This is a genomic window from Oligella ureolytica DSM 18253, assembly GCF_000373745.1.
Classification (GTDB): Bacteria; Pseudomonadota; Gammaproteobacteria; order Burkholderiales; family Burkholderiaceae_B; genus Oligella; species Oligella ureolytica.
The window spans coordinates 1-6,742 of sequence record NZ_KB892339.1 but is presented as its reverse complement, the minus strand read 5'-3'; the positions used below and the strand labels follow the sequence as shown (position 1 = coordinate 6,742).

Genomic DNA, 6,742 nt, shown 5'->3' with positions numbered 1-6,742 from the left:
TAACACAAAAACCGCCATCGCGATTTTCTCCTAAATAATGCCCTTACGGGCCTCGTGACGCAGGGCTTTCGCCCTGTCTCTCCTCGGGAAAGTCAACAACCGGCTCCTGCGCGTGCAGCAAACAGAACCTTCGGCGTTTTACCTTGCGCCTGCATGAACCTGTCTTTCCAGTGCCTAGAGCTGAAGAAGCACTCTAGGGTGGGTCTGAACGACCTGTTGTTAACGGAGCGACTCAATAAAAGCCGCTTACCCTGGTCAACCCAGCTTGCTTTTACAAGCTCCGTCCCTTTAGGGCGGGGTAGTTGACAGAGTGTAATTATAAAGGTAGCTGTGGGTTTGATTCTAAACAAGAAATATCGCTTTAAATATTAAAACATAGATATAGTGAATAAAGTATAGGGTAAATACTGGGATTTAGATGACCTCAGTCCATATTATTATGTTGCTTGCAGTATCAGTTTTTAATTGTTTGATAGAGTGAGGGTTCAGGTTGGACGGTAGCACGCTTTATATTACCCATCCAGATTGCAGTTTACACAATATGAGAAATTGGCATCCGGAGTCATCTAAACGTCTGGCAGCAATTCATGATCGACTCTGTCTCACAGACTTGATTTGGTGTCTTAAAGAGATGAATGCTCCTCAAGCCACAGAAGAGGATATTTTACGTTGCCATCAGGCTGATTATGTTAATTTTATTCGCGCAAATATTCCCTCTGAGGGCTACTTTAATATAGACAATGAAGAGACCAGTCTGAATCCACATACGTGGACAGCGGCATTAAGAGCAGCCGGCGCAGGGATATTAGCAGTTGATGAGTTGATGCAGGGCCGAGCTAAAAATGCTTTTTGCTCTGTGCGTCCTCCCGGCCATCATGCTGAGTCAAATAAGAGCATGGGGTTTTGCTTTATTAATAATGCAGCGGTGGCTGCTCGCTATGCGATTGATAAGTATGATGTAAGTCGCATTGCCATTGTTGATTTTGATGTTCACCACGGCAATGGTACTGAGCAGATTTTTGCAAATGATCCTCATGTCGAGATGTTCAGTTTTTTTCAGCATCCATTCTTTCCTTATTCCGGTGCCGAAGAAGTCGCTTCAAATATGCATAATGTCCCTCTTAAGGCCTATAGTGGTCGTCAGGAGATAGAGAAGGCGGTAAAAACCGTTTGGTTACCGATGATGGATGCTTTTCAGCCTGAACTGATTGTTATTTGTGCGGGTTTTGATGCTCATCGTGATGACGATATGGGGCAGATGATGTTGGTTGAACAAGACTTTGTTTGGCTTACCAAAGAGTTAATGGCCGTGGCTGATAGGCATTGTCATGGGCGGATTATTAGCTTGCTAGAAGGTGGCTATAATCTTAATGCGCTGGCACGAAGTGCTGTTGAACATATCCGAGCGTTAGCAGGCTTGTGTTAGCCTGTCATATGGCGCCTGTGATTTACCTTAGGTAAGCTACTAACTTAACCTAAGCCTAAGTTAGTCTTTTCAGAATTTGATTAGGTAAAAGATTGTAAAGTAGGTAAAATGGTGACGACACCGTGTAATATATATAGCATTTAAAAATAATTGTCATAGGAGAATATTCGATGAAGGTCTTAGTACCCGTCAAGCGCGTTGTTGACTATAATGTCAAGGTACGCGTAAAAGCAGATCAGACAGACGTTGATATCGCTAACGTCAAAATGTCGATGAATCCATTTGATGAAATCGCCATGGAAGAGGCCGTACGTCTCAAAGAGCAAGGTAAAGTGTCAGAGATCATCGCGGTATCTTGCGGTATCGATAAATGCCAAGAAACTATTCGTACTGCTATGGCACTCGGTGCCGACCGTGGCATTTTAGTGCAGACTGATGAAGAGCTGCAGCCCTTAGCAGTGGCTAAGTTATTAAAAGGGATTGCTCAAAAAGAAGCCGTGCAGTTGATCCTTTTAGGTAAGCAAGCCATTGATGACGATGCTAACCAAACTGGTCAGATGTTAGCTGCTTTATTAGATAGGCCTCAAGCTACCTTTGCTTCTAAGGTTGAGTTGGGTGACTCTAGCGTCACAGTGACTCGTGAGGTCGATGGGGGATTAGAAACCGTTGAAGTACAGTTACCTGCGATTGTTACGACGGACTTGCGTTTAAATGAGCCTCGCTATGTTAAGTTACCTGACATCATGAAGGCTAAGAAAAAGCAGTTGGACATTGTTTCTCCTGCTGAATTAGGCGTTGATATCACTCCAAAAATCAAAACCTTAAAAGTGTCTGAACCACCTGCGCGTGAGGGTGGCATTACCGTGCCTGATGTAGATGCGTTAGTTGATAAGTTAAAAAATGAAGCGAAGGTGATCTAAGATGACGAATTTAGTAATTGCTGAACACGATAATTCTTCTTTAAAGCCAGCCACCCTTAATGCGGTAGCGGCTGCTGCTCAGATTGGTGGTGATGTCCATATTTTAGTTGCCGGTAAGGGCGCTCAGGCGGTGGCTGATGCAGCTGCTAAAGTTGCCGGCGTAACTAAAGTCTTAGTCGCAGACGGTGATAGCTTAGAGCAGTTCTTGGCTGAAAATGTAGCAGCTCAGGTGCTTGCAGTTGCCGTTGATTATAGCCACATTCTATTCCCGGCCACTGCAAACGGTAAAAACATTGCGCCTCGCGTTGCTGCTAAGTTGGATGTTGCACAAATTACAGACGTCATTGCTGTAGAATCGGCAGATACTTTCCAACGTCCAATTTATGCCGGTAATGCAATCGCTACGGTACAAGTTGATGGTGATACGAAGGTACTTACTGTGCGTACAACCGCTTTTGACGGCGTAGCAGCCGAGGGTGGTTCTGCTGAGGTTGTAAGTATTGACGCAGTCCCTGATAGTGGTTTATCCAAGTTTGTCGGTCGTGAGGTAGTAGAAAGCGATCGCCCTGAATTAACTGCAGCAGACGTCATTGTGTCTGCTGGTCGTGGTATCGGTGGCCAGGAGAACTTTGCTATTATTGAGAACTTGGCCAGTAAGTTAGGTGCCGCTGTTGGTGCATCTCGTGCAGCAGTTGATGCAGGGTACGCGCCTAATGATCTACAAGTTGGCCAAACAGGTAAAGTCGTAGCTCCGCAACTTTATGTTGCTGTGGGTATCTCAGGTGCCATTCAGCACTTAGCCGGCATGAAGGACTCCAAAGTCATTGTGGCGATTAACAAAGATGCAGAAGCACCAATTTTTGGTGTTGCAGACTATGGCTTAGTTGCCGATCTATTCCAAGCAGTACCGGAGTTGACTGAAAAATTATAATCTTCTAGGATTATAATCTTGAAAAATGGCCGAGATGTTTTTCATCTCGGCCATTTGCTATTACAATTAAATACTGTTTGTATTAGTTGTTCTTACATTTTTATTATCTTTTTCTAAGAAAAAACAAGAGTCTTCCCCATGCGTTCTTTACTTGCGATATCACGATTTTTTGACTTTGTAAATGTCAAAGTCACACAGCTGGTTATTTGGCTTACGCTGTTAATGGCTATTGTCAGTGCGATTAATGCCACTTACCGTAAGGTTTTTAATGACAGCTCTAATGCTTGGTTAGAAATTCAATGGTATCTATTTGGTGCTGTGTTTTTATTAGCTGGTGGCTATACTTTTTTAAAGAACGCGCATGTGCGTGTAGACGTTATTAATTCTCGCCTCAAAGAACGAACCCAAGTCATTATTGACCTCATTTGCGTGCTGTTCTTTTTATTTCCTGCCTGTGGTTTGATTGTGTATTTATCTTGGCCATTTTTTATGAAGGCTTATGTTACCGGTGAGATGTCAAATAATACCGGAGGCTTAATTCGTTGGCCCGTGAAATTACTTATCCCGATAGGCTTTAGTCTGATGATTACGGCTGGCTTATCTCACGTCATTAAGTGTGTTGCTTTCTTAAAAGGTATGGCACCTAATCCTTTGCGCAAGGATAAAAGCTCAGACGAAGAGTTACTCGAGGAGCTTAAAGAGGAAAGTGGAGGCAATAACAATAACAATAACGAAAAATAGGGGATTAGAAAATGGTTGAGTTTATTGTAGCCAACATGCCTCCGATTATGTTCTTAACACTAATCGGCTTTTTGCTGTTAGGATTCCCGGTCGCATTTTCATTGGCGGCAAATGGTATTTTTTATGCTGTTTTGGGGATTTTTTTTGGTGAGTTTAGTTTTCAGTTTTTACAGGCCTTGCCTAATCGTATTTTCGGTATCGTGCAAAATGATACCTTGCTGGCGGTCCCGTTCTTTACCCTGATGGGGCTTGTGCTTGAACGGTCAGGTATGGCTGAAGATCTTTTAGATACGATAGGAGAGATTTTCGGACCTGTGCGTGGGGGTTTAGCAATAGCCGTCGTATTTGTCGGTGCATTACTGGCGGCAACGACCGGTGTCGTGGCAGCATCTGTTATTTCAATGGGTTTGATTTCTTTACCTATCATGATGCGCTATGGTTATGACCGTCGATTAGCGACAGGGGTGATTGCTGCTTCGGGTACCTTGTCACAAATTATCCCTCCCTCTCTTGTCTTGATTATTTTAGCCGATCAGGTCGGTCGTTCAGTGGGGGATGTCTATCGTGGAGCAATGATTCCTGCCTTGAGTTTGGTCGGTATCTATATTCTTGTCGTCATTATTGTTTCATTAGTTATGCCTAAATCGGCTCCCGCGATACCGACACAGGATCGTAAGTATATGGAAGACAATGGCCGTTCGGGATTGCGTTCTCTGCTCATCACTTCAGTGATAGCCGGAGCCATTTCCTATTGGATTGATTTGCAATTTATCGCAAATGAAAACACGGCGACCGATGAGAAAATCGTCATTAGCTTATTGCTATGGGGATTGGTGATGTTTGCCTTCGCGCTGGTTGATAAGTATTTACGCCTGCACTGGTTGTCGCGTATTACGTCGCGAGTAGTGTTTGTGATGGTGCCGCCCTTACTGCTTATTTTCTTAGTCTTAGGTACTATCTTCTTAGGTATTGCGACGCCTACCGAAGGTGGAGCGATGGGGGCTGTAGGTTCCATCGTCTTGGCGTGGTCGCGTGGCCGTTTAAGTCTGCCATTGTTAAAGCAGGCAATGGAATCAACGACGATATTGACGAGTTTTGTTATTTTTATTTTGGTTGGCTCGACTATTTTCACCTTAACGTTTACAGGTTTTGGTGGTCAGCAATGGGTTAATAGTTTATTTACTGATTTACCCGGTGGCGTGTATGGATTCTTAATCGTTGTCAGTATTTTTATCTTCTTATTAGCCTTCTTCTTAGATTACTTTGAATTGGCCTTTATTGTCGTGCCCTTGCTGGCACCGGTTGCCGAGAGTTTAGGGATCGATTTAGTATGGTTTGCAGTGTTGCTAGCTGTGAATATGCAGACTTCATTTATGCATCCACCGTTTGGTTTTGCTCTGTTCTTCTTGCGTTCTGTGGCACCCAAAGAGGCCTATATCGATAAGATCACTAAAAAGCGGATTGAAGGTATTAAAACAACGGAGATATACTGGGGTGCGGTACCATTCATCATGATTCAATTATGTATGGTTGGTGTCGTATTAGCTTTCCCTGGCCTTGTGACTCACTACAAGGGGACAGCGCCTAAAGTAGATCCGACCACAATTCAAATCGGTATTGATAGTTATGGTAGTAGCTACGGGAATGACCCATATGCTAGCGATCCATTTGGTAGTTCCGGTGGCGATGCCTATGGTGCCGATCCTTATGCTGCGGATTCATTTGACTCTAATTCGGGCTCTGATGAGGGCATCAAGAGTGGCCCTGACGCTGAAGAAAGTAATTCATTGCAAAATGAGCATCAGCAGACTGACAGCAGAGATCCTTATGATATTGGCTTTCAATAGGGTGGGGTCATGACATACCGGACACGAGTAAAGTTTTGTGGAATCACTCGCTCAGAGGATGTTCGTTTAGCGGTTGACTTGGGTGCAGATGCCTTGGGTTTTATTCTGTACCCAAAGAGTAAAAGAGCCTTGAGTCTTGAGCAACTGAAGCCATTAGTAGCGTCTGTACCTGTTTGGGTAAGTTCAGTTGTTTTGTTGGTTAATTCAACAGTGACTGAAATCAATGAGGTGATTGAGAAAATAAGACCGAACTATTTACAATTTCACGGCGATGAAACAGCGGCGTTTTGTGAGCAATTTAACTATCCTTATCTTCGTGCCATAAGGGTAGGGGCCCCCGGTATTTCTACGCCTGAAGAAATAGCCCGCGTAGCGGCTCAATATCAACAAGCAAAAGCTTTTATTTTTGATGCTTATAGTCCGGGTTATGGCGGTGCCGGTATTAGTTTTGATACCGATTTATTAAATGTAGTCAGAGATCAGCAGGCTAAAGAAAAAATTATTATTGCAGGTGGCTTGCATCCCCAAAATATCCGGTCTTTTGTCCAAAAGTATCAACCATTTGGTGTGGATTTATGTAGTGGCGTGGAGAGTTCACCCGGTCACAAAGATCCGGTCAAAATGCAGCGATTTATGTCGGAGCTGGCACTTGGGCAAGCTCCTTTAAGAGTCTGATCTTAACGCTGTCGTTTTTCTGCATAAAATACCCCCGGAAAGTTAATTTTCCGGGGGTATTTTATGTAGTGCTGTAATGACCCAGTAAAAACCTGCTCAGGTCTTAATTTGATATTATGGAGAAAATTTGACCATGAGTACAGAGATGAAGTCAGAGAATCGTCGTTGGACAGCCAAGCGTAAAAGTGCGTTAGTGTTAGAT

Annotated in this window: 6 protein-coding genes; all 6 read left to right on the top strand. The window is 43.7% G+C overall.

Going from position 1 to position 6,742, the window contains the following annotated elements:
* Positions 1-541 precede the first annotated feature (541 nt).
* On the top strand, positions 542-1,426 hold the full coding sequence (locus B092_RS0111560) for a histone deacetylase family protein (RefSeq protein WP_051077737.1): 885 nt from the start codon (positions 542-544) through the stop codon (positions 1,424-1,426).
* A gap of 170 nt (positions 1,427-1,596) precedes the next feature.
* On the top strand, positions 1,597-2,346 hold the full coding sequence (locus B092_RS0111555) for an electron transfer flavoprotein subunit beta/FixA family protein (protein ID WP_018575394.1): 750 nt from the start codon (positions 1,597-1,599) through the stop codon (positions 2,344-2,346).
* A gap of 1 nt (position 2,347) precedes the next feature.
* Positions 2,348-3,277 carry an electron transfer flavoprotein subunit alpha/FixB family protein gene (locus B092_RS0111550; RefSeq protein ID WP_018575393.1) on the top strand — a complete coding sequence of 310 codons (930 nt, stop codon included), beginning with the start codon at positions 2,348-2,350 and terminating at the stop codon, positions 3,275-3,277.
* A gap of 138 nt (positions 3,278-3,415) precedes the next feature.
* Positions 3,416-4,018 (top strand): TRAP transporter small permease subunit, encoded by a 603-nt coding sequence (locus tag B092_RS0111545; RefSeq protein WP_018575392.1) that lies wholly within the window; start codon positions 3,416-3,418, stop codon positions 4,016-4,018.
* An 11-nt stretch (positions 4,019-4,029) separates the two neighbouring features.
* Positions 4,030-5,865 (top strand): TRAP transporter large permease, encoded by a 1,836-nt coding sequence (locus B092_RS0111540; protein WP_018575391.1) that lies wholly within the window; start codon positions 4,030-4,032, stop codon positions 5,863-5,865.
* A gap of 9 nt (positions 5,866-5,874) precedes the next feature.
* Positions 5,875-6,540, top strand: coding sequence for a phosphoribosylanthranilate isomerase (locus tag B092_RS0111535; protein WP_018575390.1), 666 nt, complete (start codon positions 5,875-5,877; stop codon positions 6,538-6,540).
* Positions 6,541-6,742 lie beyond the last annotated feature (202 nt).